This is a genomic window from Massilia varians, from assembly GCF_027923905.1.
In the GTDB taxonomy this organism is placed as follows: domain Bacteria; phylum Pseudomonadota; class Gammaproteobacteria; order Burkholderiales; family Burkholderiaceae_D; genus Telluria; species Telluria varians_B.
This window is the reverse complement of the sequence record NZ_AP026966.1, coordinates 2586078-2610812: the sequence shown is the minus strand read 5'-3', so window position 1 is coordinate 2610812 and position 24735 is coordinate 2586078. Positions and strand designations below refer to the sequence as shown.

17 protein-coding genes and 1 pseudogene are annotated in these 24735 nt (G+C 72.1%); 9 read left to right on the top strand and 9 right to left on the bottom strand.

Annotated elements, in window-relative coordinates; genetic code table 11:
• The first annotated feature begins 75 nt into the window (after positions 1-75).
• The 4 genes from MasN3_RS11835 to MasN3_RS11820 are packed head-to-tail and all read left to right on the top strand — an operon-like array spanning position 76 to position 5352.
• Positions 76-1035 carry a serine/threonine-protein kinase gene (locus MasN3_RS11835; protein ID WP_281914271.1) on the top strand — a complete coding sequence of 320 codons (960 nt, stop codon included), beginning with the start codon at positions 76-78 and terminating at the stop codon, positions 1033-1035.
• The gene (locus MasN3_RS11830; RefSeq protein WP_281914269.1) at positions 1032-3356 is read left to right on the top strand and encodes an FtsW/RodA/SpoVE family cell cycle protein; all 2325 of its coding nucleotides are present in this window, start codon (positions 1032-1034) and stop codon (positions 3354-3356) included. The genes MasN3_RS11835 and MasN3_RS11830 overlap by 4 nt, the downstream gene beginning before the upstream one ends.
• A complete protein-coding gene (locus MasN3_RS11825; protein ID WP_281914268.1) occupies positions 3326-4894 on the top strand; it encodes a hypothetical protein in 1569 nt (522 codons plus the stop codon). Before MasN3_RS11830 ends, MasN3_RS11825 begins: the two co-directional genes overlap by 31 nt.
• An 8-nt stretch (positions 4895-4902) precedes the next feature.
• Positions 4903-5352 (top strand): SH3 domain-containing protein, encoded by a 450-nt coding sequence (locus tag MasN3_RS11820; RefSeq protein WP_281914267.1) that lies wholly within the window; start codon positions 4903-4905, stop codon positions 5350-5352.
• Here the strand turns inward: MasN3_RS11820 and MasN3_RS11815 are convergent.
• Positions 5338-5805: a GNAT family N-acetyltransferase gene (locus MasN3_RS11815; RefSeq protein ID WP_281914266.1), complete on the bottom strand. Its 468-nt coding sequence runs from the start codon at positions 5803-5805 to the stop codon at positions 5338-5340. The genes MasN3_RS11820 and MasN3_RS11815 overlap by 15 nt on opposite strands.
• Before the next feature lie 109 nt (positions 5806-5914).
• On the opposite strand from MasN3_RS11815, the pseudogene MasN3_RS11810 reads away from it, so the two are divergent.
• From MasN3_RS11810 to MasN3_RS11790, 5 genes and pseudogenes are all read left to right on the top strand, one after another.
• Positions 5915-7191 (top strand): annotated as a pseudogene (locus MasN3_RS11810) (MFS transporter).
• 63 nt (positions 7192-7254) lie between these two features.
• Positions 7255-8238 (top strand): PP2C family protein-serine/threonine phosphatase, encoded by a 984-nt coding sequence (locus MasN3_RS11805; protein WP_281914265.1) that lies wholly within the window; start codon positions 7255-7257, stop codon positions 8236-8238.
• Positions 8239-8352: 114 nt separating this feature from the next.
• Positions 8353-9858 (top strand): FHA domain-containing protein, encoded by a 1506-nt coding sequence (locus MasN3_RS11800; RefSeq protein ID WP_281914264.1) that lies wholly within the window; start codon positions 8353-8355, stop codon positions 9856-9858.
• 310 nt (positions 9859-10168) lie between these two features.
• Positions 10169-11380 (top strand): MFS transporter, encoded by a 1212-nt coding sequence (locus MasN3_RS11795; RefSeq protein WP_281914263.1) that lies wholly within the window; start codon positions 10169-10171, stop codon positions 11378-11380.
• A complete protein-coding gene (locus MasN3_RS11790; RefSeq protein ID WP_281914262.1) occupies positions 11377-12000 on the top strand; it encodes a helix-turn-helix transcriptional regulator in 624 nt (207 codons plus the stop codon). The genes MasN3_RS11795 and MasN3_RS11790 overlap by 4 nt, the downstream gene beginning before the upstream one ends.
• A gap of 524 nt (positions 12001-12524) precedes the next feature.
• Here MasN3_RS11790 and MasN3_RS11785 read toward each other — a convergent pair.
• From MasN3_RS11785 to MasN3_RS11750, 8 genes are all read right to left on the bottom strand, one after another.
• Positions 12525-13427, bottom strand: a complete 903-nt coding sequence (locus MasN3_RS11785) for a pirin family protein (protein WP_281914261.1) — start codon at positions 13425-13427, stop codon at positions 12525-12527.
• A gap of 76 nt (positions 13428-13503) precedes the next feature.
• Positions 13504-15705 carry a bifunctional serine/threonine-protein kinase/formylglycine-generating enzyme family protein gene (locus tag MasN3_RS11780; protein WP_281914260.1) on the bottom strand — a complete coding sequence of 734 codons (2202 nt, stop codon included), beginning with the start codon at positions 15703-15705 and terminating at the stop codon, positions 13504-13506.
• Between the two features lie 16 nt (positions 15706-15721).
• Positions 15722-17650, bottom strand: coding sequence for a hypothetical protein (locus tag MasN3_RS11775; RefSeq protein WP_281914259.1), 1929 nt, complete (start codon positions 17648-17650; stop codon positions 15722-15724).
• Positions 17651-17711: 61 nt separating this feature from the next.
• A complete protein-coding gene (locus MasN3_RS11770) occupies positions 17712-18704 on the bottom strand; it encodes a hypothetical protein (protein ID WP_281914258.1) in 993 nt (330 codons plus the stop codon).
• Positions 18701-19738, bottom strand: coding sequence for a hypothetical protein (locus MasN3_RS11765; protein ID WP_281914257.1), 1038 nt, complete (start codon positions 19736-19738; stop codon positions 18701-18703). Before MasN3_RS11765 ends, MasN3_RS11770 begins: the two co-directional genes overlap by 4 nt.
• 1 nt (position 19739) lies before the next feature.
• Positions 19740-20300: a hypothetical protein gene (locus tag MasN3_RS11760; RefSeq protein WP_307730417.1), complete on the bottom strand. Its 561-nt coding sequence runs from the start codon at positions 20298-20300 to the stop codon at positions 19740-19742.
• A 5-nt stretch (positions 20301-20305) separates the two neighbouring features.
• The gene (locus MasN3_RS11755; RefSeq protein ID WP_281914256.1) at positions 20306-21592 is read right to left on the bottom strand and encodes a hypothetical protein; all 1287 of its coding nucleotides are present in this window, start codon (positions 21590-21592) and stop codon (positions 20306-20308) included.
• Between the two features lie 90 nt (positions 21593-21682).
• On the bottom strand, positions 21683-24712 hold the full coding sequence (locus MasN3_RS11750; protein WP_281914255.1) for a penicillin-binding transpeptidase domain-containing protein: 3030 nt from the start codon (positions 24710-24712) through the stop codon (positions 21683-21685).
• Between the last annotated feature and the right edge of the window lie 23 nt (positions 24713-24735).

Here is a 24735-nt window from a genome sequence, read left to right as displayed (position 1 = left end):
CCTTCCTTCCTCTTTCCCACTCCCCCCGCTTGAGCACCGCAAGGGCGCATCGCGCCAGTCGCGAAAGGCGGAGACATGATCCAGCAAGGCAGCATCGTTCATTTGGCGCTCGGCCAGTACCGCCTAGCCGAGCCGCTTGGCGGCTCGGCCTACGGCCTGGTATGGCGCGCCGATGCGCCGGGCGGCAGCGTCGCCCTCAAGCTGGTCAACAGCGCCCAGATGGCCGGCGCACCAGGCGAACTGCGCCACCACTGGCTCGACGCGGCCCGCGCCGAACAGGCTTTCCTGTCCCGACTGGCGCCCTGGGACGGCCGTCACATCGTGCGCCTGCTCGACAGCGGCAGCGTCGACGGCCTGCCGGCGATGGCGCTCGAATTGCTGGACGGCGACCTGGCCACCCACGTCAAGCTGCTGCGCTCCACCGGCCGCACGCCCGGCGCCCCGCAGGCGCTCGACTGGCTCGCCCAGGTCAACCAGGCGCTGGCCAAGGTGCATGCGGCGGGCTTTCGCTACCTCGACCTCAAGCCCGGCAACCTGCTGCTCGAGCGCCGCAGCGGGCACCTCAAGCTGGCCGACTTCGGCACCTGCCGCCCCGTGCAGAAGGCCCCAACCCAGGCCTACGCCGGCACCGCCAGCTGGCAGGCGCCGGAACAGTTCTTTCCGCAGGCCGGCAGCGGCTACCTGAGCGACCCGCGCAGCGACTATTTCGCGCTCGGCGCCCTGCTCTACTGGCTGGTGTGCGGCCGCATGCTGCGCTTTGGCGCCGCCTGCGGACAAGCCTATGCCGCCCACGGGCGCGACGGCGCCGCCCTGCTGCGCCGCGCGCACGGCGGCATTCCCCCGACCCTGCTGGCGGACGAGGCGGCGGCCTTCGCCCACGCCTTCGGCCCGGCGCACGCGCTGGCCGACGCCCTGCTGCGCAGCCTGCTCGCGCCCGCCCCTGGCGAGCGCCCCTGTCACGCGCTCGAGATCAGCCGCATGCTGCATGACGTGCGCAGCGCCATGGCGCAGCCGCCGCTGGCGAGGGCGGCATGAGGCCGCGCCTGGCGCTCGCCGCGCTCGCCCTCGCCGGCGTGTGCGCCCTGCAGCTGCTCGCCATGCTGCTGGCGCCGCCGCGCTACCTGCCGCAGGCGCTCACGCTCCAGCTCACGCCCGGCGAGTCGCTCGCGCTCGGCCGCGCGGAACTGGCCGCGCCACGCGCCGCGAGCCGGCAGTTCTCGGTTCGGCGCGATGCCGCCGGCCGCTGGTGGCTGCGCAACGACAATCCGGCGCAAGCCGCCGTGCTGGTGCGCGGCGACGAGCGCTTGCATAGCGGCAGCCTGGCGCTCGCCGCCGGCCAGCGGCTGCAGGCCGGCGCGGCGCTCTTCGAGATTCTCGCGGCGAGCCGGGACCGCACCGTCCTGCGCGACCGCCGCCACACCTGGGAATACGACGGCGCAGTGTTGCGGCGCGACGGCGACGTGCAGGCGGCCTGCCCCGACGCGGGCCAGGCGGCGCGCCTGGCGGCGCTGTGGAATCGGATCGCGCCCGCTTTCCTCGCCGTGCGCCGTCCGCTTGCCTTCGGCGGCCATCTGAACTGCGGCAACCGCCTGGCCGTGCCTGGACTGGAGGGCGGCAGGCTGACACTGGCACGCGACGCCTCAAGCCGGCACATGCTGAAGGTGCTCGGTTCGCAGCCGGTCCTGCTGCAGGACGGCGGGCGCTGGCTCGACGTCGCCCGCCGCGAACACCTGGTGGACGGCGTGGACGCGATCGCGGTCGGCCGCACGCGCTTCAACGTGTCGGCAGCGGCAGGCAGCCTGCAGCTGGCGCCGGCGCGCGAAGTCGAGCTGTTCGCCGAAGCAAAGGCTGTCCTGCCGGCCGGCGTCGCGTGGACCTGGGGCGAGCGCTCGCTGTGGCGCTTGCCGCCGCCCTCGGCGCCGGCCTGGTGCGCCGCCTTCGGCGTGTTGCTGCTGGCGGCCGCGGTCGCCTGGCGCACGGCGCGCACGGTGCGCGGCGCCGCCGGCTGGACGCGGCTGGTCCTGTCCTGCGCCATTCCCGTTTGCGCGGTGCTGCTGCTGGCGATGCAGCGTCTGGGAAGCGCGCCCGGCACCGGCTGGGCACTGCTGCTGGCCTGGGCCGCGCTGTGGCACGCCCTGTTGTGGCCGCGCCGCCTGCCGCTGCTCGGGGCCGTGGCCGTACTCCTGCTCGGCACCGGCCTGCTGGTGCAGCTGGAACTGGGGCTCGGCGCGCGCGACAGTGCCTGGCTGCGCCACGTCGAGACCAGCTGCGTGCTGCTCGCCGCCGGCCTGCCGCTCGCCCTGCTGCTGCTGGACGGCGTGGCCCGTGGCGCGCTGTCGCGCCTGGCCACCGAGTGGCTGCTGTTCGTGCTGGCGCTGGGCGCGCTGGCCGGCCTGATGCTGCAGGTCGCCTTTGGCGACGAAACCGGCGTGTTCGATGTGCAGCCGGTCGAATTCGCCAAGCTGGCGCTGGCTGCGCTGAGCGCGCATTGCCTGGCGCTGGCAAGCGGAGCGGGCGCCGCGCCGCGCGGCTGGCGCGCCCGGCTGCGCATGCTGGCCCCGATCCTGCTGTTCGTGCTGCTGGTGGCGGTGGCGCTGGTGCAGGTGGACGATTACTCGCCGCTGGTCCTGCTGCTGGTATGGGCGGCCGTGACTTTCCTGGCCTGGTGCCTGGCCACCGGGCGCCGGCTGGCGGCGGCGCTGGCGGGTGGGCTGTGCTGCGCATTGCTGGGCGGGGCGCTGGCCCTTCAGTCGGCGGGGCCGGACATGAGCGGCGGCTTCTACGCCGAACGCTTCCAGGTCTGGGCCGACCCGACGGCGCACCCGCACACCGGCCAGCAGATGCTGCTCGGCGCCCGCGCCGTCGCCGCCGGTGGCTGGCTGGGCGCGGATGGCCTGCTCGGCCTGGCCTCGCTCGGCCAAGCCGGGGGCGACGCGCTGCGCATCCCGGCGGTGCAGGACGACTTCGCCCCTTCCTTCCTGCTCAACCGCCACGGCCTGCTGGGCGGCCTGCTGCTGTGGACGCTGCAGGCCGCCCTGCTCGGATGCCTGCTGCACGCCGCCGCTTGCGCCTGGCGGGCCGCCCTGGGGGCCGGCGACTTCCGGCGCGCCTGGCTGGGGCGCTTCCAGTGCTTCCTGCTGGCCGGCGGCGGCGCCTTCCTGGGCGGGCACTTCCTGCTGTCCTGGGGCACCAACCTGGCGCTGTTTCCGATCATGGGCCAGCCGATGAGCTTCCTGTCGAGCGGTGGTTCGCACCTGCTGTTTTTCATCGTCCCCCTGCTAGCGTTCGGCGTGGCGAGCGTCCAATCTTTCGAGGAGAATCCATCATGCCGGTCTACGTCCAACACGAAGTCCTAGCCAGGGTCGACGATGTCTTCAATGCCGAGGCGCTGTGGCAGGCCCCTGGCCTGGCGCTGTTCTCGCGCCGTCCGCTGCTGCGCGACCTGCTGGAGCGCTCGCCGCGCGAACAGCGCGGGCGCGCCGCCACCCGCTGCTTCTCCCACGTCACCCTGATGCTGCCCCAGGACGAGGTCGACGACGACCGCCACCTGACCCGCGGCGCGCGCGTGCGCGACCTGGCGCAATCGCTGGCGGCTCTGCACCAGAAGGATTTCGGCGACCTGCTCGGGGGCGACGAAGTACGCTACCACGTGGTCGGCAACGACGCCGTCGCCAGCGGCCAGGTCAAGGTCAAGTTCGGCCACGCCGTCTATCTGCCGGCGCCGGGCGAAGCGCTGCTGTACACGGTCACGGCCTCGCGCGACAGCGCGATCTGGCAGCCGGTGTGCGCGGTCTACCCGAACCAGCGCCTGACCGTGGTCGGCCAGGACGAGACCAGCGCCACCTTCGCGGTGCCGGGCTGGCCCTTCGGTCTCGACGCCGGCATCCTCCTCATCAACGACGGCGCCGACAGCGACATCGAAGTGCAGGTGCGTCCCAAGGACAGCCTGGACTGCCAGTTCGACGCGGCCGGCGGCTACTACGTCATCCGCGGCAAGAAGGGCGGCCCCGACGGCGCCGGCCAGCGCCTGCTGCTCAGGATCCAGCGGGCCGGCGCGCCAGGGCGGGCCCGTCCGGCCGAGGCCCCGAGCGCCGCGCCGCCGCGCGCGCCGTCGGTGTGGAAGCCGCGCGCAGCCCCCATCGCCGACAGCGAAATGACTGCCATGCCGCTCGCGGCCGCGCCAGCCGCCTCCACGCCCGCGCTCGAGAACGATGCGACCTATGCGCCGGTGGCGCGCCACCGCATCACGCTGGCCGCGCTGGCGCTGCCGCGCCTGAGCCGCTACCGCGACACCGGCGCCGCTGCGCTCGAGATCGGCCTGGATAGCGGCCTGGATGGAAGCCTGATCCCGGCCGCGCCGGGCAAGGATAGCCTGATTCGCTTCCTGGTGGACGAGGCCGACGAGGTGCACGCGATCACCGCGGCCGGACGCCAGCGCGTCAAGGTGCCGTCGCAGTTCGCGCCGCGCGACGGCGCCAGCCTGCGGCTGCACGCGGTGACAGCCGGCATGGCGGAGCGCTACGCAGCCGTGCTCGCGCTGCCGCAAGGACTGGAACAGCCGGCGGCGGCCGGCGCCCGCCTGGTGTTCGGGCGCGGCATGCCGGCGCTGGCCGCGCTGCGGGTGCTCGACGGCCCGGCTTTCCTGCGCCAGCTCGACGGCAGCGCGGCGGCCAGCGCCGACCGCCTCGGCCTCTCGCGCAATGCCTTCAGCTGGGAAGCCACCGGCGAGGGCTTGCGCATCGTGCGCCTGTCCGAGACCCAGGCCCTGTTCCATCTCGACGCGGAACTGAAGCTGGTGGCGCCGATCGCGCAAGCCACGCAGGAACAGCCCTACCTGCTGCCCTCCGGCCACCACCTGGTTGCCGGCCACTACGTGCTGCGCTTCGACGCCTGAGGCCGGCCATGCCGACCATGATCGCCGCCTACGCCGCCGGCTTGCTGCTCACGCTCTGCCTGGCGGCCTGGCTGACCCCGCGCGCCTGGTGGCGCCGTGCCAACGCGCGTGCCCTGGCGGTGCTGGTGTGCGGCAGCGCGCTGCTGGGGGGAGTGCTGCATGCGCTGTTCAAGCCCGATGCCGCCCCGCGCGCGGCCATGCTGGCGGCGGCGCCGCCGGCCGAGGTCCCGGTCGCGGGAGCGCAGTACCGGGTGCGCGACCACCTCAACCTGCGCGAGCATACCGGGATCAACGCACGCCGCCTGGCGGTGGTGCCGGCCGGCTCGCGCGTCACGGCGACCGGCCAGCGCCGCGGCGACTGGTGGCAGGTCAGCGCCGTGGTGGACGGCCGCCGCCTGGATGGCTGGGCCAGCAGCCTGTGGCTGCGCCGCGCCGACGAAGATTCAAGGGTCTTCTGAGCCGCCGAGGCGCATCGGGTTGAAATACAGGCCCTTGGCGCACTGGGTGGGACCGACGCGCACGAAGCCGAAGGCTTCGTAGACCGGCACCGCGAGGTTCGAGGAGTTCACCGTGAAGCTGCCGTCGCCGCCCGCCGCGATGGCCGCCTCGCGCGCCGCCTCCCACAGCGCGCGCGCCACGCCGCGCCGGTGCCAGCGCTTGCCGACGAACAGGTGGAATACATGGCTGCGGTCGCGCACCGCGACGAAGCCGGCCACCTGGCCGTCGATGACTGCCACGTGGTAGACGTGCCCGCGCGCCAGGAAACCGCGCACGCCCATCTCGTCGTTCTCGGCGAGGAAGGTCGAGGCGCCCTCGGGCGGCGATTCGTGCACGATGTATTCGCGCGCCAGTTCGCGCAGCAAGGCCGCCACGACTGGGATGTCCGCGGCCACTAGCGGTCGAATCAACATGGAATTCGCGGCAAAGGTGTTTTGGGAATGCCACAATATCATAGAAAACATTTTCCGTACGGCAATTTAATTGACCGTAGGCAGGGTAGCCTCCTACACTGTCCAGACCATGCCAGAGCCCAGCCCGAGCGCCCCTTCTCCACTTCCTTCCAGCATCGGTCCGGGCCTCGGCCAGGCTGCCTCGTCCGCCCCGGCGGGTCGCCGCAAGGTGCCGCTTACCCGGCCGCTGCGCCACCGGCGCTACCGCCATCTGTGGCTGGCCAACATGGTCTCGAACATGGGCACCTGGATCCAGACCTTCGTCTCGGCCTGGCTGGTCGCTTCGCTCTCCAGTTCGGCCTCGATCACGTCGCTGGTGCAGACCGCGACCTATGTGCCGGTCTTCGTGTTCGCCCTGCTGGCGGGCGTGGTGGCGGACGCGGTGCACCGGCCCAAGTTCCTGTTCTACTGCAACCTCTACATGGCCCTGTGCGCCGCCGTGATGGCGCTGCTGGCGGGCACCGGGCTGGTGGCCGCAACGCCGGTGCTCGCGCTCACCTTCTGCATCGGCATCGGCACCGCCTTCATCTGGCCGGCCTGGTCGAACCCGACGAAGTGGAAGCCGCCGCCACCCTCAACAATCTCTCCTACAACCTGTCGGCCATCATCGGTCCGGCCCTGGGCGGGGTGCTGTTCGGCTGGATCGGTCCGGGCGCGCTGTTCCTGGCCAACGCCCTGTCCTTCGCCGGCCTGCTCGGCGTGTACTGGAGCTGGTGGCGCGAAGGCGGGCCGCAGCCGATGCCGGCGCAAGGCTTTCGTGCGCGCTTCGTGTCGGGCGTCCAGACCGCCTTGGGCTGCGCGCGCTACCGCCGCATCCTGCGCAACGTCTGCACCGTGTTCTTCTCGACCATCGCCTTTGCCAGCCTGCTGCCGGTCTACGTGCGCGAGGTGCTGGCCATGCGGTCCAGCACCTATGGCACCCTGATGGGCTGCCTGGGCGGCGGCGCGGTGCTGGCCGCCTTCTTCCTGCCGCAGGTACGCGCCCGGGTCGACAAGACCGGCGTGCTGGCCGGCGCCCTGCTGGTGTACGGCTGCATGCTGCTGGCCATGGCCGCCAGCCGCTCGCTGTTGCTGCTGGTGCCCCTGATCATATGCGGCGGCATGGCCTGGTCGGCCACGGTGTCGACCCTGAACGCCGCGGCCCAGCTGTCCTTTCCGGCTGCGGTCCGGGCGCGTACCCTGTCGATCTACCTGTTCGTCATGTCCGGCGGCTACGTGGCGGGCAGCGTGTTCTGGGGCCAGGTGGCCGAACGCTGGGGCGTGCGCAGCGCGCTGGGCGCCGCCGGGGCCTGCGTGCTGGCCAATGCGCTGGTCCTGCTCGGCGGAAGCAGGAAAAACCCGCTCTGATCGCGGCATCGAAGCGCCTTGTTCAGGTGTAAAGTAGCAGGATCGTCCCGCCACTTGCGCCCCATGCCCACATCCGACATCCTGTCCGCCTTCGACTTCGCGCCGCGCTACGACCTGGCCGTGGCCAGCCGCCGCGGCAGCGGCCCGCTGCAGCGCCCCGAGAACCAGGACAACTTCGTCGTCATCGACTTCGCCGGCCAGGCCAGTTTCCTGCTCGGCCAGGAAACGCAGCGCGCGCGGGTGGCTGCCTGGCCTGCGGACCACGGCCGGGTGGCGGTGCTGGACGGCATGGGTGGCCACGGCCATGGCCGCGAAGCCGCGGAGGCGGTCGCCAGCGGCCTGCTCACGATTCCGCCCTGCCATAGCACGGCCGAACTGGCGCGCCACCTGGACGTGCTGCACACCGAACTGCAGCGCCATTTCGCTTGCGACGCCGGCGCCCGTCCCGGCACCACCCTGACGCTGCTCGAGCTGCCGCCGGACGGCGCGCCCCTGCTCTACCACGTGGGCGACTCGCGCCTGTACGAAATCGGCCCCGAACACGCACGGCCGCTCACGGTCGACCACGTGCCGGCCACCGCCGCCGCCATGGCCGGCCGCATCGACGAAAGCGGCTGGTGGCGCCAGGTGCACGGCGCGCACGCGCCCCAGATCACGCAGGCCTTCATCCTCGGTAATGCGTTCAGCATGCCGTCGCAGCTTTCCAGCCCGCTGTTCGCGCTGACGCCGCTGAACCTGCCGTCCTGGCTGTGCGCCCTGCCGGACCGCCGCGTGCTGCGCCTGCGCGAGGATGCCTGCTACCTGCTGGCGACCGACGGTTTCTGGTCCTGCACGGCGCCCGACCGCTTCGTCGGCGGCTGGCCGGCGCTGCTGGCCGGCGCGCCCGACGCCGCGGCCATGGTCGGCCGCCTGTTCGGTGCGATGGAAAACGCCCCGCCGGACGGCCTGCATCCCGACAACCTGACCGCGCTGGTGCTGCGGCCGCTGCCGGGGCGGGCTGCCTGCCACGCCGACGAGACGGCCTTGCCGGAAGCGCCCCGGCATTGAAACATTCCTAATAGAAAATAATGTTGTTAATCAATGAATGTGGCGCGCCACTGGGCAGTAAAAGCGCGTAAGCTTGCCGATGTTGCCGAACACGACCGAATCCGCCATCGCCCCATGAACCGCTGCCGCAACCCCGAGCATCCGCACTGCACCGTCTGGGTCATGCCCGGCGAGCAGCTGTGTGCGCACGGACACGCCCAGCCGGCTTCCGATGCGCCGCCGCCAGGTAGCGGCCTGCCCCCGAGCTTCGAGGCAATCAGTGCGCTGCGCGCCCAGGCCGCCACCGGCGGCGGCTTGAGCCGCCCGCAGCTGCACATCAGCGGTTTCGACCCGCGCGCGGCCGGCGGGCGCCAGGCCATCAAGCTGGAGTTGCGCGGCATGCCGATGGATTGCGCGCCCGAGCTGCGCATGCTGGTGCGCTCCGGCCTGCGCCTGCGCGAAGGCGAACGCTATGTCTTCCAGCGCACCTCGCGCGGCGACTGGCGTCCGGTCTTCCTGGAATTCTCCTCGCGCGGCCTGGAACACGGCCAGTACCGCATCGACATCGAGCTGCACAGCCGCCACCCCTCGCTACCCGGCGCGGCGCGCACCTGGACCTGCTCGCCGGTGATCCTGGTGCCGCGCATGGATGCCAGCCTCGGCGAGATCCACCAGACCTTCCTGGCTACCCACAAGAACGTGCGCGTGAGCGCCGAGGACGCCGGCATCGCACGGGTGCAGGCCCCCGGGGGCGGCAGCCTCGACATCGACGTCACGGCCCGCGACGGATCGATTGCCCAGCTGGACATCCGCGATCCGCGCGACGGCGGCGGCAAGGTCGACCTGGGCTGGTCCACCATCGCCTGGGACGAAGACCTGATCGAAATCGACGTGCCGGTGCAGGCACCTGGCCACCCGTGCCCGGCGAGCAGCGCCTGCCTGGTGCATGCGGAGCCGGATGCGAGCGCGCAGCGCCACCTGCGCCTGTTCGCGCTCGACGAGTGCGTGCTCGGCCGCTTCGAAGACATCGATCCGGAGGCCGACCTGCTGCTCATGCACTACGGCGAAGACGGCGAACAGCGCGGCGGCCTGACGCGCCGCCTGTCCGGCCGCCATGCGCTCATCCGCCAGGGCCGGCATGGCTTCGAGATCGAAGACGTGTCGCGCTACGGCCTGCTGCTCGACGGCGTCTGGCCGGGCAAGCACGCGCCGGTGCCCCTGCGGCTGGGCATGCGCATTGCGCTTACCGCCAGCATCCGTGGCGTGGCCGAACTGGAAGTGAGCGCCCTGCTGCCGCACGGCGTGATCCTGTACCGCGTCGATGCCGGCGCCCGGGCGGAAGCCTTCTGCATCCTCGCCCCCGATACCGATCCGGGGCGACGCGAGTTCCCCGCCGCGCCACGCGCCGCGAGCATGCCGCTGCTATTCCACCGCGACGGCGGGTTCTGGCACCGCGACCGGCACACTGGCGTGGACACGCCGCTGGCGCCGGGCGCCGCCCTGGAGCGCTTGCCGGGCCTGGGCCGGCAGTTGCGCTTCACGGCCCGTCCCTATCCCGAGCTCGGCTCCGAAACGCGCGCGCAGACCGTCCGCGCCGGCGAGCGCCGGCGCGCTCAGCCCGCTGCCTGGCTAGGCAACTGAGCCGCGCTTCAAGCGCCGTGCGGGCGCAGGAGCAGGAAGATCAGCGAGGTACCGGCCAGCAGCGCCGCCTGCAGGGAGAAGACGATGACCGGAATCCTCAGGTGTTCTGGAATTTTCATGGCGCGTCCTTTCGTTGGCGTTTCAGAAAAACCCAAATGGGGATACCAGTTTACGCCTGCCGCAAACGGTGGTGCGTACTGTAGCCGCGCCACAAGCTAGCTCCCGCCTAGCGTGGATAAATAAACATTTTAGTTTACTTAACTGCTGAGCTCTCTTACACTCCCGGCAATCATCCTGTGCCGGGAGCCGTATGAAACACCGCTTGCTCATCGGCAGCGCTTGCCTGCTTGCCCTGTTGTCCACCATCGGCGCATCGCTGGCCTATCCGCTGCTGCCGCCCCTGTTTGCCGGCGTGGCGCCGAATGCGCTGAACGGCTTTCTCGCCCTGCCGCCCACGCTGCTGTTCGGGTTTGCCTTGATGGTCAACCCGCTCGGCATGCTGATCGGAAGCGCCGTGCTCGGCTCCCTGTCGGATGCGCTCGGCCGGCGCCGCATCCTGCTCCTGACCACGGTCGGCGCCGCCGCGGGTCACCTGCTGACGGCATACGCGCTGCTGGCGCAATCCTACCCCCTGCTGATCGCGGCACGCTTCGGCACCGGTGTGCTGGAGGGCAATGGCGCGATCCTGCGCGCGCTGCTGGCCGAGCGCCTCGATGGACCCTTGCGCAACCACGCCCTCTCCTGGCTGAACGGCGCCTTTCACCTGGGCTGGCTCGCCGGCCCACTGCTGTCCGGGCTCAGCGCCGGCTACAGCATCACGCTGCCGTTCTGCATCGCCGCCGCCGGCCTGCTGCTGGGTGCGGCCCTGTCGATGCTGGTGCTGGCGCCGCAGCCGGCGCCGCCCGCGCGGGGCAACTGGTGGTCGCTGGCACGCGAGCGCCATGCCTTCACCCTGCTGCGCCACGCGCCGCTGCACACGCTGTTCCTGATCCACCTCGCCTATTGCTGCGGCGTGGCCGGCTTCTACGAGTTCTTCCCGCTCTGGCTGGTCGAAACGGGCAGTTACGATGCGAAGGGCATCGCCTTGGTGAACATGGCCATGTGCGGCGTGATGACCTGCGCCGCGCTGTTCGCGGGCCGCGCCTACCCGGGCGATGCGCGCCTGCGGGTCGGCGGCCTGGCCGGCGCGGTGGCGCTGGCGGTGCTGTGCGTCGGACTGGGCAACCTGTGGGTCGGCATGGCGGCCATCGTCCTGTTCGGCCTGCCCCACGCCTTCTATAATGCGACGCTGCAGGCCTGGGCGGCCGACAGTTTCGCGCAGCACGGACAAGGCGCCGTCATGGGCCTGCTGTCGACGACCTTCTGCGTGGCCCACATCGTCATGGCGCTCGGCGGCGGGCTGCTCGCGGCGATCGACACCCGCCTGGTGCTGGTCGCGGGCGGCCTGCTGGCTGCCATGGCGGCGTTCTCGATGCGGCGCTGGAGCCGTCAGGCCATCCCAACCCACCAGGAATTCGCATGAACACGTCCGAACACACCTTGCTGCTGCTGAAGACCCGCGGGCCGCAGACCGCCCAGGCGCTGGCCGCGATCCTGCACCTGACCTCGATGGGCGTGCGGCGCCAGCTGGAAGCGGCCGACGAAAAGGGACTGGTCGGCTACGTCGACCGGCCGGGCAAGGTGGGACGCCCGGTGCGGCTGTGGCAGCTCACCGAACTGGGGCACTCGCGCTTCCCGGACCGCCACGCCGCGCTGACGGTCGACCTCATCGGGCAGGTACGGAACCTGTTTGGCGAATCCGCCATCGACCGCCTGATCGATGCGCGCGAAGCCGCCAGCGAAGCTGCCTACCGCGCCGCGGTCGATCCGGCGGCGCCGCTGGCCCAGCGCGCCGCGTCCCTGGCCGTGCTGCGCGAGGCGGAAGGCTACATGGCCGAAACGCAGGTAGACGACGACGGCAGCGTGCTGCTGGTCGAGAACCACTGCCCGATCTGCGCCGCAGCACGCGCCTGCCAGAACTTCTGCCGCTCGGAGCTGGACGTGTTCAGGCGCGTGCTGGGGCCGGACGTGCGGGTCGAGCGGGTCGAGCACCAGCTGGCCGGGGCGCGGCGCTGCGCCTACCGGATCGTGCCGCTCGGCTGAGGCAAGGACCGTACGCGTCCGCTCCCGACCCCAAGCGGAATTTGCTGAAAGCTCAGCGGGCACGGTGGTTGAACCGACGTGAACACTTAGCGAAACTCGACAACAGAATGAACGCGTTGGAAAACCCGTTGTCCAGTAGCGCGCAAGCGGCGGCGGCCATTACAGTCCGCGACTTTTCGAGCTCGGCAAGCTGCTATGCTGCGCTGAACGGGCCGGCGTGAAGCGGAAGCGGACATTCCGGCAAAGTTGACGCGCAGTCTGCTCGTACTATCAACCACGGAGCGAAAGGCATGTTGTGACAATAATCGGCTTCACTTTCGGGGTGATCGGATTTGCTTTTGCTCTGATTTCCTACGCTCGTATAGACAAGCTAGAGAAGCACTTAAAGGAAAAAGGTCTCTTGGAGCAGAACTTCAAATCGGATGACGAGAACTGGTGACAAGACCTGCGGGAAGTCTGCTATGGGTCCAGGCTGTCGCCGGGTCCAGACCGACAGCGGACTGGACCGACAGTAAACCTCCCCCCTACTCGCGCGGCCCGTCGTGCCGCCACGCCGCCGGCCAGGCCGGCAGCGGAATGCGTTCGTCATCCCCTGGCACCGGCACGAAGGCGTTCGCTTCCCAGTCGCGCGCGGCCTGCTCGATGCGTTCGCGGCTGGACGAGACGAAATTCCAGAAGATATAGCGGCGCCCATCCAGCGGCTCGCCGCCGATCAGCACGAAGCGCGCGCCGGCGCTCGACGAGACCCGCACCGGCAGGCCGGGCTCGACCATCGCCATGGTGTTGGGCGGAATCGCTTCGCCGTCCACCTCGATGGCGCCGATCGGCGCGTACACGGCGCTTTCTTCCGGCAGGCCGCCCAGGTCGATGGACGCGCCTGGCGCCAGTTGCACGTCCAGGTACAGGGTATTGCTGAAGGTCGGCACCGGCGAGCTGCGCCCAAACGCCGAGCCCACCAGCACCCGCACCGTCGCCCCTTCGAACGCGACTTCGGGAATCTGGTCCGCCGGGGTGTGCGAGAAGGCGGCCGGCGCCTCCTCGTGCTCGCGCGGCAGCGCCGCCCACAGCTGCAGGCCGTGGGTGCGGCGCACCCGGTCGAGCAAGTCCTGCGGCGTGCGCTCGGAATGGACGATGCCGCTGCCAGCCGTCATCCAGTTGATCGCGCCGGGCTCGATGCGCTGCTCGGTGCCCAGGCTGTCGCGATGCATGATGGCGCCCTCGAACAGGTAAGTCACGGTCGCCAGCCCGATGTGCGGGTGCGGGCGCACGTCGTGGCGCGCGCCGGGCTCGGCTTCCACCGGCCCCATGTGGTCGAAGAACAGGAAGGGTCCGACCGACTGGCGCGCCGCCGCCGGCAGGATGCGCCGGACCTTGAAGCCGCCGCCGAGGTCCTTGTCATGCGATTTGAACAGATGGGCGATGGCCATGACACTCCTCCGTGTTTGAACGATACGCCTACTCTACACCATCCGCCCTTGCCTGCGGCCCGGCCGCAAGCCGGGTTTAGATCAGCTCGCGCAGCACGCGAAAGCCCACGATGTCGTTCGACAGCACGCTCGAAAAACCGTTGCGCAGCGCCGAACGCAGGTAGCGCGGAGCGTACAGCCAGGAGCCGCCGCGCAGGATGCGGCGCGCCTGGTCGCCGCCGGTTTCCCAGGCGCTGCCGTCCAGCGGCGCCCCGACGTAGTTGTCGTGGACCACGTCCTGCACCCATTCCCATACGTTGCCGTGCATGTCGGCCAGTCCCCAGGGATTGGCGGGAAACATGCCGCATGGGGTGGTGCCGTGGCGGCAGGCGCCGCGCGGGCCGCCGTTGTAGGTGAAGCTGGCGTCGTAATTGGCCTGCTCGGGACCGATGGTGTCGCCGAAGCTGAAGGCGCTGCGGGTGCCGGCGCGGCAGCAATACTCCCACTCCGCCTCGCTCGGCAGGCGGTAGCGCTGGCCGGTGGCCTCGGATAGCCAGGCCAGATAGCGCTGGGCGTCGTGCCAGGTGACGCCCACCACCGGGTGCGCATCGGTCTGCGGGAAGCCCGGCGCCAGCCAGTCCACGTCGCCTTGCGGCTCCCAGCCGGTGGCCTGCACGAACACCCGCCACTCGCCCACCGTGACCGGATAGCGCCCCATCGCGAAGGGCCGTTCGATGCCGACCCAACGCTGCGGCGTTTCGCGCTCCAGCCAGCGCTGCTGCGCGCCGGCCGCCATCGCGATCTTGCGCTCGTGCTCGTGGGAGCCCATCTGGAAGCGGCCGGTCGGGATCAGGACCAGCGACGGACCGCTGCCGGCGCCGTCCAGCAGCGGATCGCACAGCAGGCCGTCGGCGTCGGCGACCGGGCTGGCGGGCGTGGGCGTCAAGCGCCGCAATTCGTCCGCCGTGCGCGCCGCCTGCAGTTCGCGCGCCCGTTTTTGCTCGGCCAGATAGGCTGCGGCGGCCTTGGCCTGTTGCGCCTTGCGCTCGGCTTCCTCCTGCGCCAGGCGCGCCTTGGCGGCTTCTTCTTCCCGTTTGGCCAGCAACTGCTGGCGCAGCGCTTCCTTGCGCGCCGCCCGCGCCTCTTCCTGGGCCGCGCGCTCGCGCCGCTGCTGCTCGCGGCGCTCGCGCTCGACCAGGGCCCGGGCCGCGGCCCGCGCCTGTTCTTCGGCCTGCCGGCGCGCCGCCAGCTCGCGCTCGCGCCGCTCCTGCTCGGCGCGCGCGGCCGCCTCGCGCAGGGCGACTTCCTCCGGCGACGGACCGGCCGCGTTGCGCAGCGTTTCCAGCAGCGCACGCACGCTCGGCGGGCGCACGGCCGGGTCGTGCGCGAAGCCGGCGCGCAGGGCTTCCCACTGGTGCGGCGGCAGGGCCTGCGGCGCAACGCCGGGGTCCGGCGGCAGCGCGCCGTCGAGCATCCGGTAGATCATCATCGATACCGCGTAGACGTCGAGGCTCGGGGCCGGCTGGCCCTGGCTGCCGGCTTCCGGGGCGCGGTAGCCCGGGGTGCCGGAAGTGGCCGGCGCATCCAGGGCCGCCGCGCCGCTGCCGCGCGCGCGCGCCGCGATGCCGAAGTCGAGCAGCTTGACCTCGCCGCGCCCGGTGAGGAACACGTTGGCGGGCTTGATGTCGCGGTGCACCAGGCCATGCTTGTCCCAGGCATAGTCGAGGGCGGCGGCGACCGGTTCGAGCAGGGCCAGCACGCGCTCAAAAGGCAGCGTGTCTTCGCGCGCCAGCAGGCTGTCGAGGTCTTCGCCCTCGAGGCATTCCATGATCAGGAAAAAGCTGCCGGTCGCCGGGTCCTGGGCCCATTCGTAGACGCGCACGATGTGTTCGTGCGCCAGGCGGCGCGCGCGCGTGGCTTCCTGGATCAGCAATTTGGACTGCACGGTGGACTGCGTCAGCTGCGGCGGCAGGATCTTCAGCGCCACCTGGGCGCTGTGGCCCAGCTCAGCGTGGGTGGCCAGGTCGGTCGCCTGCCACACCTGGCCCATGCCGCCCTGGGCGATCAGGCGCTCGAGCCGGTAGCGCCGGTTCGGCGGGCCGACTTCCTGGCCGGCCATCAGGCCGATCTCGGTGCCGGGGCGCGCCGGAACCGCGATGTCTTCCTCCGCCTGCGGCTGCGCGGGGAGATAGGCCGCGTCCAGGATCGCGTTCTTGCGCAGGTCGAATTCGGTACGGCTCAGCAGGCCATCCTCGTGCAGGGCACGCAACTCGCGGATCTTGTCGATGGCCGTCTGCATTGCCTGGATCACGCCGTCAGTGCGGGAGCGCCGCGCCGCAGGCGGCGCAGAAGCGCTCGCCCTCGCGCGCCGGATGGCCGTGGGCGCACTGGCGGCCTGGCGCCGCCGCGGCGGCCAGCAAGGCGACCTGGTGGCGGCGGTCGCGCTCGACCTCGAGTTCGCGCCGCGCCTGCTCGTCGCGCACCAGCTGCAGCGCTTCCTGGGTCGAGAGCTTGCCTGCGCCGGCCAGCTCGGCCAGGGCGGCCAGCTGGCCGGCATCCATGTCCGCCTGGACGCGGGTTTTCATGAAGTCGTTCAGCAGCGCCGCGTTCGGCGCCGCGGCCAGGGCCAGCTTGGCGGTGTCGTCCATCGCGGCGAAGGCCTCGAGGCGGCGCAGTTCCAGCGCGTGGCGGCGTTCTTCGCCCTCCAGCTGCACGTCCTGCGCCGCGCGCGCCTGGCGCGCATCGAGCTCGATGGTGCGGGCCAGCTTGTCCTGCTGCTGCCCGGCACGGGTGGATTCGATGCGCTGGCGCGCCTGTTCGTCTTCCCACTCCTGCAGGCGCTCGGCCTCGCGCCGGCGCGCCGCGTTGGCCAGCACCAGGGCCTGGTGCCGGGCCACGTGTTCCTCCTCGTCGATCGCGCGGCCACGGCGCGCCGCATCCTCCTGGCTGGCGCGCAGGCGTACCAGTTCGGCCTGGCGCCGCGCCGCGTCCTCGATCAGCGCGGCCTGCTCGATCTTGTAGCGGATCTGCTGCTGCAGCAGCTGCTGCGAAAAGCGCTGGCGCGCGATGGCGAGCGTTTGCCGCGCATCCTGCTGGGCCACCTCGAGTTCGCCGCGCATGCGCACCTGGGCCATCGCCCGCAGGTGCTGCCATTCCTGGGCCTCGTCGAGGCGGCGCGCCCCCTTCTTCGCCAGCTCGTGCTCCAGCTCGGCGAGCACCTCACCGGCGCCGCGCTCCAGCGCCTGCTTGCGCGAGCCGGCGTCGAGGATGCGCGCATACAGTTCGATCTGGCGCGCACGCACGGCATGGGCGCGGTCGGCGCCCTGCAGCGACAGCTCGGCACGCGCGATGGCGTCGTCCTGGCGCAATTCGCGCTCGCGCTGGCGCACCCGCGCAGCCTGCTCGGCGCGGCGCAGGCGCTGCCATTCTTCGGCGTCGTAGAGTTCGTCGAGGTGCTTGGCATGCTCGATCTGCACGTGGCGTTCGTCGGCCGCCAGCCACAGGCTGCCGACCCTGGCGCGGTGGGCGTCGTACTTGTCGTGGCGCAGCTCGATCGTATCGACCTTCACCGCCGCCAGCCCATACTCGAGCAGCAGCAGCTTCAGGCCGCCCTGCAGGCGCTCATCGAGCTGGTCGCGCAATTCGCGCTTGCCGGCCATCTCGCGGATCGAGCGCGCGCCGACGAACTCCTCGGCCAGCTGGCGCACCGCGGGCGCCAGCAGTTCGCGCAGCTGGGTGGAGCCGATGGTGCCCGGCAGCGTCATGAAGTGGCGCGCAAAGGCTGCGACGTTCTCGATGCGCAGGCTGATCGTGAAGCGCGCGCTGACCGCCAGCTGCTCGCAGGTGGCGACGTCGTCGAAGCAAAATTCGACCGGCAGCGCCCCGGTGCGCGTCACCAGGATCTCGGCATGCTGGTCGCGCAGCAGGTGGTTCAGGCGGGTGAAGAAACCCTCGATCTCGTACTCGCCCTGCGGCACCTCGGTGGCATGCATGCCCTGCAGGATGTAGGCGCGCGCCGTGGCCGGCACCCGCAGGGTCTTGACGAACAGACCCGAGAGTTCGCGCACGCCGAAGAACACGGCCAGTTCGTCGGGGCCGGCAACCCAGCGGTTCTCGCGCAGGACCGGGCTATTGCGCGGCGCGCCCAGGATCAGGCCGCAGCCGGCGCAATAGCGCGCGTCGCCCCCCTGCTTGCGCTCGCAGCGCGGGCAAGCGGCGCCTTTCACTCCGAACATCTGGACCATCTCCGACTCCGTTTCTTCTTTTGCAACATCATGGGGCAATTCTAGCGCAGCCGGGCGCGATTCAAATGATCCCGATCCGGTCGACGCAGGCCAGGCTGGCCCCGCGCCCGCGCAGCAGCGCGCGCCAGTCCGGCGGCAGCTGCGCCTCCCAGGCCCGCGGCACCAGGATGCGGTCGCCCGGCGCCGCTTCGCGCGCCAGGAGCGCGCACTTCGGCGCGAGGCCGTCGACGGTCTCGACCCGTCCGGCATGCCAGGCCGAGGACTGTCCGGTGGCCAGCACCCGGCCGCGCGGCAGGAACTCGCGCCCGCGCGCCATGCGGTCGGCCATGACCAGGGCCAGCTCGAAGGAGGCGCCCTGGAAGCGTTCTTCGCCGAAGCGCACCGTGCTGCGCCACTGTCCCAGGCCGCGGCCATCGAAGTGACGGGCGCCCGCCAGCACCGCCCGTGCCCGCGCCTGCAGCGCGGCATCGACGCCAGGGACTGCGATGCTCGCCTCCTCCTCGCCTTCATGCGGCGCGGGACGTACGCTGACTTCGACCCAGCACAGGCTGTCGCCGGCGCCACCGCTGTACAAGGGGAACCAGGCGCGCGCCGTCGACACGCCGGCGCCCGGGTCCGGATGCCCGTTCAAGGCCCCCAGGTGGGGCAAGCCGTCCGCGCCCCCGGCCAGCACGCCGAGCGGCACCTGGCGCAGGCCGTGGCCATCGATGCGGCCCAACTGCCAGGCATCGGACCAGCCGTTCGCCACCACCGGGCGCGGCGACTGCCACAGGCCGCGCACCATGCGGTCGGCCAGCACGCAGGCCAGCTCCCAGTCGCGCCAGCCCGCGGGCGGCGCCCGGTCCAGGCTGAGCACCACCTGCTCGCGGCTGTCGAAGCGCGGCTCGGTATGGCGCGCCAGGCGCACCACGTCCTGCATGCGCTGGGCCAGCGCCGGCGCGTCGGGCACGCTGCACTTGACCTCGGCGCGGCCGCCACGCGGGCGCATGCTGGCCGTCACGGTCAGGAAAGCGCCGTCGGGCGCGATGCTGCGCACGCTGACCGGCGCGTTCATGATGATTCTCCAGTGACAGCGCGGCGCGCGGCGCAATCGCATTCCAGGTTGGCGACGATGCGGTCGGCCTCGTCCAGCTGCGCCGCCGCCAGCGCCGGGCCGCCCAGCTTCAGGCGCGCCAGCAGCGCCCAGGCCTCGTCCAGCGCCGCCATGGCGCGCAGGCTGTGGCGGGCGCGGCGCCGCTGTTCCTCCGGCGCCAGGGGCTGGCCCGGCGCCGCCAGCGCCAGGGCCGGCATGGTGCCGACGGCCAGGCTGAGCAAGTCGAGGCGGCGCAGCAGGTCCTGGTGGCGGTGGAACACCGCGCAATCGGCCGGCAGCACGGCCAGCCGCAGGCCGCACATCACCGCAGGCAGTTCCAGGAACAGGCGGCGCAGGCACCTGGCATCCTCCGGCGCCGGATCGAACGGCCCTTGCGGGGCGGGGAGCGCGGCGGCGGGCGCGGGCTGCGAGGCCAGCCTGGCCATGAGCAGCGCCGCCAGGTCGCGCGACGCGCCGAGATCGACCGGCACGCAATCGTCCACCATCACGCCGAAACGGGTGTACAGCAGCTGGTTGAAGCCGGTGCGGAAGGCATTCCACTCCTCGAAGCTGGTGCAGGGCGGCAGCGCGAGCTCGCCCTGCTCCAGTTCGCGCTGCAGGGCGCACTGGAGCAGCAGCACGAAGCCGTCCAGCGCCACGCTTTCTTGCGCTTCGCTGGCGAGGAACAGGTCGAAGCGCTGCTGCGCTTCGCGCGGGTCCGGCGCATCGATGGCGAAACGCACCCGCAGGCCGATCTCGGGCGCGGCGGCGAACGGCACCAGCTCGCAGCCGTAGGGGCCCGGATGGACGCACCAGGCGGTTTCGCCGTCCAGGATGGCGACGCGCGCGCCTTCGCTCAGGCGCCGGGTGTGGCCGTCCTTGTTCGCCAGCACGGCGAAGCTGCCGGCCGGCACCGTGCAGCCCTGCGCCAGCGGCAACGCGATGAAGCCCGCGCCCAGGCCGTCGAGCTTGGGAGCGGGCTGCTGGCGGAACGGCCGTATGAACAGGTTCAGCATCTCAGTTCCCGGCCGGCTCCACGCTGAAGCGTGCGCCGTGCTGCTGGAAATGCCGGGCCGGCGCTTGCGCGAACGGCCAGGCACCTTCGCATTCGCCGTCGCTGTCGAGCCTTCCTTCGAGCACCGTGCCGCCAGCGCCATCGAGCACGCGCAGCAGCCCGGCGGCGCGCAGCAGGGTGGCGGCCAGCGGCGCTTGCGGGTCGAGCTGCAGGATCACGCGGTCTCCCAGGAAATGCAGGCGCCAGGCGCCGTCGTCGGTGACCAGGGTGTCGAGCGCCGCGCCGCCATCCGCCGCGCGCAGCATGCCGGCGCTGCCGCGCCACTGTCCCGACATGTCGGGGGCGCCGCGCCCTCGACGCGGCGTGCGCCGGGCATCGGCCAGGGTGCGCAGGCGGCGCGCCGTGAGCGGCGAGGCCTGCAAGGCGCTGCGTTCGCCATCGGTCAGGGGGCGGCTGCCGTCGAGCGCCGCCAGCAGCACCGCGTCGTCCAGCACCAGCCGGTCGCCTTCGACCCGGCGCCCGCCCAGCAGCTGCGCCTGCAGCTTGCGGTCCAATTCAGTCATCCCCATCACGTTTCCTCCTTGTTGCCGCTTGCCGCGCCGAGCCGCGCGATGGCGGCGTCGCGCCGCTTGCGCAGGGTCGGCAGCGAGACCCGGTCCAGCAGCGCGAGCTGCTGCATGGTCGGCAGTGCGCCGGTGGCCGGGTCCAGCCACGCCAGCGGATAGCTGTCGTCGAAAGGCCCGAGCAGCTTCAGGTAGACCGCCAGCCGCACCGGCAGCGAATCGCCCTCCATCATGCGCGCCGCCCAGCTGCCGCGCTCCTGTTCCGCCGCGGCTACCTGAAGGTAGCCGGGGGACAGTGAAACGCGCTGCGCCAGCGCGTCCTCGAGCGGCGCCGGCGGCGCGGCGCCGGGCGCATCCTCGTCGCCCGTCGCACCGGTCTCCAGGTCGAGTGCGTCCTGGCGCGCCTCGAGCAGCAGGTCCGGGCCCGGCGTGGCGGCCGCCGCCGAGTCGCCCAGCACGCGCCAATAGTCGTCCAGCCAGGCGGTGGCGTCGCTGCCGTCCTGCAGCCAGTCGCGGTCCTGGTTGGCGGACAGGGCTTCGTATTCGCCGATCTCGCGCAGCATGGCGCCGATCTTGTCCGGCTGGTCCTTCAGGCTGGCAAAGCGCTTGGAGCGGGTGTGCAGCGGTCCGGCCGCGCCGGTGAAACGCTCCAGGCTTTCGCTCCAGCGCAGGATCCATTCGGGCCGGCAGTCAAGCACGCTGCGCAGCCGGCGCGCCTCGATCGGCTCGGCCTCGATCGTGCGTCCGAGGATGGTCCCGACCTGTTCGCGATGCTCGCGCCAGGACGCGAACAGGCGCGCCAGCTCGCCGTAGGCGGTGTCGAGCATCCGGTAGGCGTACATCCGGTTCGGGCTGCAGGGACGCCCGCAGGCGGCCTGGTAGTTGTCGCTGTCGACCTTGTCGCGCAGGACCGCGTACACGTCGTTGAATTTCTTGCGCAGCAGCGCGTCGCCGCCCGGCGCCGTCCAGAAAGCGCCCATGCGCGCATGCTCGCCCGCCACCGCCGCGCACAAGGCCGCCCAGTCGCCTGGCCGGGCCTGCAGCTCGTAGACCAGGCTCAGCGCCAGCTCGAGGACGCTGTCGCCGTAGCTGTTGCCGGGCTGCCCGCCGCGGCGCCCGGCATGCAGGGCCAGCGCCACCGTATCGACGTACTCCGGCAGGACCTCGGTACCGCCGTCTTCGAGCAGGCGGACCGGATCGATGCGGGCAAGCGCCTGCAGCGAGCATTGCCCCAGCAATTTGCGGACCTGCTCCCAACCGTGCTCCTGGTACCGGGTTCCCGGCAAACGCATACCTTCCTCATCCTCATGGCCGTCCGCGCACAAGCGGATTGTCAACAGATGATGCCATACAAACACAAAATCCGGGCGCGCAGATGGCGGTCAATCCCCCTTCTGTTCGAGGGATTGCGCTTGCATGGAACGCAACAAGCCGGCAAGGACCGGTGCAGCATGGGCGCCGCCCGTCAGCCTGGACTCGCTGACGAAGACGGCAAAGGCGAGCCGGCGGGTCTGGCCCGGCAGGCTGCCCGGTTCCAGCCAGCCCATGAACCAGACGGTTGCCATGCCATCCTCGCCGGTCGGCGCGGTGCCGGTCTTGCCGAACAGGCCGGCCTGCAAGCCGTCGAACTCCTTGCCGCGAAACGCCCCGGCCGCGGTGCCGCCATCGATCACGCCCTTCATGCCGGCCCGCACCCGGTCGAGGCGCACGCCCAGTTCCGCGCCCGGTTCGGCTGCCGCCTTGCGTCCGTCCAGCTCCAGCAGCAGGCGCGGCGTCACGATCCGGCCCTGCCCGACCGCGGCGGCGGCCAGCGCCATCTGCAGCGGCGTCGCCTGCATGCGCAGGCCGATCGCCATCTGGCGCACCTCATGGCGGGTCTGGATCGGGTCCAGCATGGACGCACTGGCCTGCAGCGCATCCCAGGCGGACCAGGCGAAGTCCGGCGGCAGCAGGCCGCCGTCGAGGCGCAGCGGCGTGCCGAAACCGAGCCGGCGCGCCATGCCGGCGACCGGGCGCAGCGCATCCAGCGCGCCAGGCTCGATCTCGCGCACGCCCGGCACTCCGCCCTGCGGCGCGCCGCCCAGGCTATGGTCGCCCAGTTCGGCGGTCCAGGCGAACCAGGTGTTCACGCTGTGCGCCAGCGCCTGGGCCAGCCCGAAGCGGCCCTCGACCGCGCGGCTGCCGGCCAGCTGTTCGCGAAAGTTGGTGATGCGCGCGCCCCCTGCTTGCGGATAGCTGGGCGCGCCGGTGCGAAAACCGTAGCCCGCCTCGCCCGCCATGGCGTCGATCGCCCCCAGGGGCATGCCGGCCAGCAGCTGCTGCAGGCGGGCGTCGCCACGCGCGGCCGCCTCCAGTCCGAGGGCCGTGACCACCTTGAAGGTCGAGCCGGGCGCACGCCGAGCGCCGCCGTCGTGCTGGAAGGCCGGCAGGCGCAAGGGGCTGCGCGCGGGATCGGCACGATCGAAGTCGCGGATTTCCGGCCAGCGCGACGCGTCCGCCGCACCCGTGCCGCCGCCGGCCGCGGCCAGCACGTCGCCATTGCCGGCATCGAGCAGCACCAGGCCGGCCTGGCGCCCGTCCGGGACGCTGCCCGCGCCGAGGCAGCGCTTGCCGTCCCAGCGACCCTGGCGCAGGCCGACGCAATCCAGCACCGCCTGGGCCGCTTCCTGCAGGGGCAGGTCCAGGCTCAGGCGCGCCGCGTGGCGGCTGCCCGGCAGCCGGGCCAGCATGCCGGCCACGCTGGACGCATGGTCGCGATGCACGCCCAGGAGCGGCGCCAGGCCGGCGGCCTGGGCCGCGGCGCTGGGCCTGCCATCCGTCCACAGGCTTTCGCCATTACGGGCGCTGAGCCGGACCTCGGCCAGGGCCGGGCGCGCCGCGGCGTGCGACCCGTGCAGCGCCTGCCAGGCCAGGCGGCCGCCCTCGGCGCGCACGTGGCGGTAGGCGGCGTCGGCCTTGCCCGAGAGCCGGGCCAGTTCGAGCGGCTCGACCTCGAGCACGATGCGCTGCGCGCCCGGCAGGGGCGTCAGGAGCACGCGCTGGACGGCGTCGCGCTCGCGGCAGGCGCGCCCGTCGCACACGCCGCTCACGGAGGCGCTCGCTCCCTCTACGCGGCGCAGTCGGCCGGCCAGCAGCAGTTCGGTCGGTGCGGCCGTGTCCAGGCTCAGGCGCGCAGTCGCGGCGTGGCCGCCGCCGTCCCAGGCCCCCACCCGCGCCCACGGCGCCCAGCCTTCCGGCAGGCGCGCGAACAGGCGCATGGCGGCCACCGGCAGACCGTCGTCCTGCGCCACCGGCACGCCGCCGACGCTGGCTTGCCACAGCTGCCGGCTGTGCGCGCGCACGCGCCAGGCCAGCAGGCGGCGCTCGCTGTTGAACACGCGCAGCTGCTCGCGCACGAAGGCGCCGTCGGCGCGGTAGTACAGGCGCACCAGCAGCTTGCGGCCTTCCTCGTCGAGGCGCGCTTGTTCCCAGTCCGGCAGCGGCGCGCGTGCGTCGGGGCTGGCCATCGTCCAGGTGGCCAGGTCGCGCGGCGCCACCTCGGCCAGGCCGTCGCTTCCCAGGCGGACCAGTCCGCGCGCCTGCAGTTGCTCGAACAGCAAGGCGTCTTCCAGGCCGCGCGGTGGCTTGGCCGGCACCCGATGTTCGCCGGCGCTAAGCTGCAGCGCCGGCAGCGCCGTGCCGGGGCCGAAGGCCTGCACCAGTGCGCCGGCCGCGCCCTGGCCGACGGCCGCGCGCTGCACCAGCAGTTCGCCGGCCGAGGGACAGCCGCTGCTGGCCCGCCGCGTCAGCCTGAGCGCGCCGTCGCGCCACACCAGCCAGCCCGACGTGCCCAACAGGCCTGCGCCACGCGCGCCGCGCACGACGCCGCCATTGCCGGCGTCGCCGACCCAGGCGGCCCGGCCGCTCCCCGCATTCCAGGCCAGCCGCACGGCGCCCCTGGCGTCGACGCGCAGGTCCACACGCGGCATGGCGGAGCCCGGCGCGGCCAGCAACACGCTGCGCGCCGGCCCCGCTGCGGCCGCCTCGGAGAAGGGATAGCCGATGCGCACCGGCTGCGCGCACAGGTCGACCCGCACCGGAGGCGCCAGGCGCATCTGCGAGGCGACCACCAGCGCGCTGGCGCCGTGCTGGACGATCTCGATGCCGGGCTCGCGCGGCACGCGCACGGTCACGCCGCCCAGCAGCGGCTGAAACGCGGACAGCGCCGGCGACTCGCCCGCCGCCGCGTGCGCGCTGGAAGATGCCAGCGTGCGCGCCGCCTTCGCCAGCACGATGGCGCCGAGCAGCGCCGCGGCGCAGGCCAGCAGCAACCACGGTGTGACCGGCAGCCGAACCCTTCTACCGGGCCCGGCGCCGAGCCGCAGGTTGCGCGCGCGCCGCCGCGCCGTGCGGCCGGCGGCGAAGGAATCCATGAGTGTGCTGAACGTGGCTGGCA

Excerpts from the sequence above, each read along its gene's own strand:
- MasN3_RS11805 (WP_281914265.1), top strand. The coding sequence starts at position 7,255 with ATGCCCACATCCGACATCCTGTCCGCCTTCGACTTCGCGCCGCGCTAC.
- MasN3_RS11815 (WP_281914266.1), bottom strand. The coding sequence starts at position 5,805 with ATGTTGATTCGACCGCTAGTGGCCGCGGACATCCCAGTCGTGGCGGCC.
- MasN3_RS11770 (WP_281914258.1), bottom strand. The coding sequence starts at position 18,704 with ATGAACGCGCCGGTCAGCGTGCGCAGCATCGCGCCCGACGGCGCTTTC.
- MasN3_RS11835 (WP_281914271.1), top strand. The coding sequence starts at position 76 with ATGATCCAGCAAGGCAGCATCGTTCATTTGGCGCTCGGCCAGTACCGC.
- MasN3_RS11790 (WP_281914262.1), top strand. The coding sequence starts at position 11,377 with ATGAACACGTCCGAACACACCTTGCTGCTGCTGAAGACCCGCGGGCCG.
- MasN3_RS11755 (WP_281914256.1), bottom strand. The coding sequence starts at position 21,592 with ATGCGTTTGCCGGGAACCCGGTACCAGGAGCACGGTTGGGAGCAGGTC.
- MasN3_RS11760 (WP_307730417.1), bottom strand. The coding sequence starts at position 20,300 with ATGACTGAATTGGACCGCAAGCTGCAGGCGCAGCTGCTGGGCGGGCGC.
- MasN3_RS11795 (WP_281914263.1), top strand. The coding sequence starts at position 10,169 with ATGAAACACCGCTTGCTCATCGGCAGCGCTTGCCTGCTTGCCCTGTTG.
- MasN3_RS11775 (WP_281914259.1), bottom strand. The coding sequence starts at position 17,650 with ATGGTCCAGATGTTCGGAGTGAAAGGCGCCGCTTGCCCGCGCTGCGAG.
- MasN3_RS11750 (WP_281914255.1), bottom strand. The coding sequence starts at position 24,712 with ATGGATTCCTTCGCCGCCGGCCGCACGGCGCGGCGGCGCGCGCGCAAC.
- MasN3_RS11820 (WP_281914267.1), top strand. The coding sequence starts at position 4,903 with ATGCCGACCATGATCGCCGCCTACGCCGCCGGCTTGCTGCTCACGCTC.
- MasN3_RS11765 (WP_281914257.1), bottom strand. The coding sequence starts at position 19,738 with ATGCTGAACCTGTTCATACGGCCGTTCCGCCAGCAGCCCGCTCCCAAG.
- MasN3_RS11780 (WP_281914260.1), bottom strand. The coding sequence starts at position 15,705 with ATGCAGACGGCCATCGACAAGATCCGCGAGTTGCGTGCCCTGCACGAG.
- MasN3_RS11825 (WP_281914268.1), top strand. The coding sequence starts at position 3,326 with ATGCCGGTCTACGTCCAACACGAAGTCCTAGCCAGGGTCGACGATGTC.
- MasN3_RS11830 (WP_281914269.1), top strand. The coding sequence starts at position 1,032 with ATGAGGCCGCGCCTGGCGCTCGCCGCGCTCGCCCTCGCCGGCGTGTGC.
- MasN3_RS11785 (WP_281914261.1), bottom strand. The coding sequence starts at position 13,427 with ATGGCCATCGCCCATCTGTTCAAATCGCATGACAAGGACCTCGGCGGC.
- MasN3_RS11800 (WP_281914264.1), top strand. The coding sequence starts at position 8,353 with ATGAACCGCTGCCGCAACCCCGAGCATCCGCACTGCACCGTCTGGGTC.